2 protein-coding genes are annotated in these 3997 nt (G+C 42.3%); one reads left to right on the top strand and one right to left on the bottom strand.

Annotated elements, in window-relative coordinates:
• Window positions 1–82: 82 nt before the first annotated feature.
• Window positions 83–2488 (bottom strand): WD40 domain-containing protein, encoded by a 2406-nt coding sequence (locus QUA77_RS28710; RefSeq protein WP_333454007.1) that lies wholly within the window; start codon window positions 2486–2488, stop codon window positions 83–85.
• A 382-nt stretch (window positions 2489–2870) separates the two neighbouring features.
• Here QUA77_RS28710 and QUA77_RS28705 point away from each other — a divergent pair.
• On the top strand, window positions 2871–3997 hold a 1127-nt coding region (locus QUA77_RS28705; RefSeq protein ID WP_333454005.1), incomplete at its 3' end, for a hypothetical protein.

The raw sequence follows: 3997 nt of genomic DNA, 5'->3' as shown, positions 1-3997 counted from the left end.
GTTTGGTGATGCGTGAGCTAACATTCTCATGAAACTCATGCTCGATCGAACCCTCAATCGATTTATGAATGATTTGCGATCGCTATATTTGTGAGTGTCCAGAGCAAATCCTCAAGACCTCACCCGTGCTAATATCCCAGAGGGCGATCGAAGCATCAGCACCGCCACAGGCTACAGTTTTACCATCGGGACTGAAAGTAACCGATAGAATTTGACAACAGTCACTCTCAAACATTTTCAGGCATTGTCCCGTAGCAACATCCCAAAGTTTAAGTATTCCGTCATCACCGCCACTCACTAAAATATTACCTTGAGGACTAAATGCGATCGACCAAGCCTGACTTTTGTGTGCTTGCAAAGTTAGCAAGCATCGTCCATGACTCCAATCCCAGAAATGCACAGTTCCATCACCGATGCTGCTAACAAGCATCTTGCCATCAGGACTGAAAGCAACTCCCAGTACACTGCTAGTATTTCCCTGCAATATTTGACGGATAGACCAACTGTTAACATCCCAGCAACGAATCATCCCGTTACTACCGCCAGTAGCAAGAGTTTTCCCATCCGGACTAAAAGCGACTGATAACACGATGCTGCCGTATTCTTTGCTAGTTTTCAGCAGCCTAACTTCTGGCATTTGCCACAAGTGAATCTCACCATTTGTATCGCCCATTGCTAAAAGTTTTCCATCTGGGCTAAAAGCGATTGACAAACCGCTTCCCAGAACTTCAGTGAAAACGGAATTAGCTAAATTAGCCCCAGCAAAATTGACACCATGCAAATTCGTATCAGCTAAATAAGCTTGCCAAACGGTCAAATTAGAAAAATCCCAACCGCTTAAATCTGGCTGGATATGACGCAAGAGATTTATAATATTACCCGCAGCATAGCCAGTTTCTAGTGTTGGTTTAGCGCGCAGCGATGCCAGAATGGGTTTGAGTTGGTTTTCGAGAAGTTGCTGGCGTTCAAAAGTAAAAAGCAGGCGATCGGCAATAGGTTTAAGGATAAGACGAGCTTGCGTATCTCTAAGGTATTCTTTAGCTGTAGCTTTAAGAAGAGCATGGCTTCTGAGAAGGTCAATTTCGCTGCTGGTTATCTCAGTGCAGACTTTTTCGATTAATCGTTCCGTCATGTATTCCATGACGACGGGTTGTTGAGTGTAGCCGTCTGAGGTTTTTTCGATGAGAGAACGTCTAACGAGAGAACCTAAAACCTCTAGTAATTCTTTGACAGTTAATTTGGAAACTAAATCGTGTTGTAACTCTCTCAGCGAGACTGGCTCTCGCTCGATCGCCAGCCAGTACATCACCTTTTTTTCTACATCTGATAAACGATTGAATTGTCTGTCTAATAGGTTACGAATATCATCAAATACTAAAGTTTCTTGATTTAAAAGTTCTAAAAATTTGGTCAGGCTACTCTCACAAAAATTATGGATAGCTGGAGCAACCATTTTTAATGCTAACGGATTTCCAGCATAGTGGGATCTCAAAATATTCCATTCGGAGTCTGACCCTTTAAAAAAAGCAATAGCTTGGACAATTTCTTGTGCTTCTGGTGTTGTTAAACCTGTCAGTTGTAATGAACGAACTGGCAAATTTTTACCTTCTTTAGCTGCTAAACCGATCGGTTTTTCTCGACTGGTTAGTAGCAGGGTACTTTTATGATTAATTTCGGCTACGCATCGCAGAAGTTGACCGTATCCTGCATATCCCTCTCTATAACAACCCGTGCGTTCTTCTTCCTGTAGAATAGACTCGACGTTATCTAATATTAAAAGACACCGATGCTGTCGCAGATAGTGTATCAGTCGCGAGATTCTACCATCTAGAGTGTCTGGTAAATTCGTTTCCTGTTGGTGCGAAAGAAATTGAATCAATTCTAGTAACAAGTCAAGGAGAGAGGGAGCATTGGAGAGACTGTGCCAAATAATATAATCAAATTGTTCTTGAATGCGTTCTGCTACCTTGATAGAGAGAGAAGTTTTACCAATGCCACCCATCCCCAACAGCGTCACTAGGCGGCAGCGATCGACAATTAGCCACTGTTCTAATAAAGCTAATTCCTCTGCGCGTCCGTAGAAAATAGAAACATCAATTGCCTCTCCCCAATTAATCGTTTTGTTGAGTTTTGTTACGTCAGTTGCAACTCGATCGGCGATCGCACCACTCCGATCGATTTGTTCGTTGATATTGTGACTAATTTGGCTATTTGGTAGTGCGACGGTTACTTGTGCCTGTTGCGCTTTCCGTCGCATAACTGACTGAACATTACTCTTTGTGACTTTTTCTCCGAATAGCCGACGGAGAACTTGCCATAACTGAAAGCCAACAAACTTAATGTATTCGGCATCATAACCTGCGCTTTTGGCAATCTCTGGATAAGAGCGTCCTTCCCAAGCCTGTCGCAATACCAGTATGTGAATATCGTTGAGATGCTCTTGTTTGAGAACTGAGTCGAGGAAAAGCAGTGCTTCTTCAATAGTCATTTATCTAAAATTATCCGGTTTGTTAGCGCAAGGGTCGTGGTTCCTGTCCCCAATTGCAGGCGTTTAAGCCATTATACTTAAAAACTCGGTAGAGTTTGCAGCCACGATATAACTATTTATAACTTTTACTCACAGACGTGAGCGGCGCATCGGTGTTATTACTGAATCAAGGTAAATTTAACCAGTGAACTTCTCTATTAAAAGTAATAGCTATCAAAAGTGTGCATATCTAATGCAGTTTCGTTATCAGGTAGTAATGGGCATTGCAAGAGCTGCTTAATTTTATTGTAATGCTTATTAAAAAATTACTTTTTGAAAGTCAGGCAAGAATAAATTCACTAAAACCACCCATTCAACGCAGATAAATTAGAGGGCATCTACTGTGAGCGAATTAATTAATTACAATGCTACACTTAACCTTGACGATGAAAAAAGCCATCTAAATGCAGTAATAGGCTCGACAAATGCACTCGTACCAGCATCAGATACAAAAATAAACAGTGGCAACTCTGTTAATAATTCAGTTATTGCTAACGATTCAGCGACCAAGAAAGATATATCATCACCAAGTATTTTAGACTTAAAAGTCGAGGAAATTAATAATGTAATTTTGCCAGGCTCTAGCACCACCAAAACAAGTATTTTTTTAACTGATGTAACATCTCAATCTAGTACATCCGATACAGGAATCGATACCCTAACTGGCTTAAAAGTAAACGAAGCGGCAATAGATAATACAAAGCCGGACTCATTAACGAATCCTTCTGCTTCTCAAAGCCAAACACTTAACAATACGGAACAGCCAAAAGAAAACGTTACGCCAGCAACAAGTGAATCTAAGACGCCAGACACTTCCATTACTTCAACTGAAAATAAAACGATCGCACCAGCGATCGAAAAACCATCCGTTTCCGTTGAGGAAACTTCCGCTGTCACAGATAAAGCAGCGGTAACTTCTGAAAGTGAAGATCAAGCGATCGCACCGCTTGACACTGAATCAACCACACCAGTATCCTCAGAACAGCCAGTTGTGGCAACCGAGTCTTCATCTAGCGTCACGGGGGATGAAGGAGCGATCGTATCCGATACTTCTACTCCCAAAAATCCCGATTCAGGAGTAGTAACCAATAATAATTCAGGAGCGATCGCCTCTGAAGTATCAAAATCTGATACCGCCGTGGTCACTACAGCAGCCGCAACATCCGATCCTGCTAAAACCGAAACTGAGGTAACTTCTGCCAACTCCGATGATATCGCACCAGCGATCGAAAAACCATCCGTTTCCGTTGAGGAAACTTCCCCTGTCACAGATAAAGCAGCGGTAACTTCTGAGAGTGAAGATCAAGCGATCGCACCGCTTGACACTGGATCGAGCACACCAGTATCGTCAGAAAAGCCAGTTGTGACAACCGACTCTTCATCTAGCGTCACAGGGGATGAAGGAGCGATCGCCTCTAACACCCCTGCAAAAAATCCCGATTCAGCAGTAGTAACAAATAATAATTCAGT

Origin of the sequence: Microcoleus sp. K5-D4 (assembly GCF_036704575.1) — a bacterium.
Classification (GTDB): domain Bacteria; phylum Cyanobacteriota; class Cyanobacteriia; order Cyanobacteriales; family Microcoleaceae; genus Microcoleus.
This window is presented reverse-complemented; position numbering and strand designations above follow the sequence as displayed.

Coding starts and splice junctions, on each gene's coding strand:
- QUA77_RS28710 (WP_333454007.1), bottom strand. CDS start 2,488: ATGACTATTGAAGAAGCACTGCTTTTCCTCGACTCAGTTCTCAAACAA.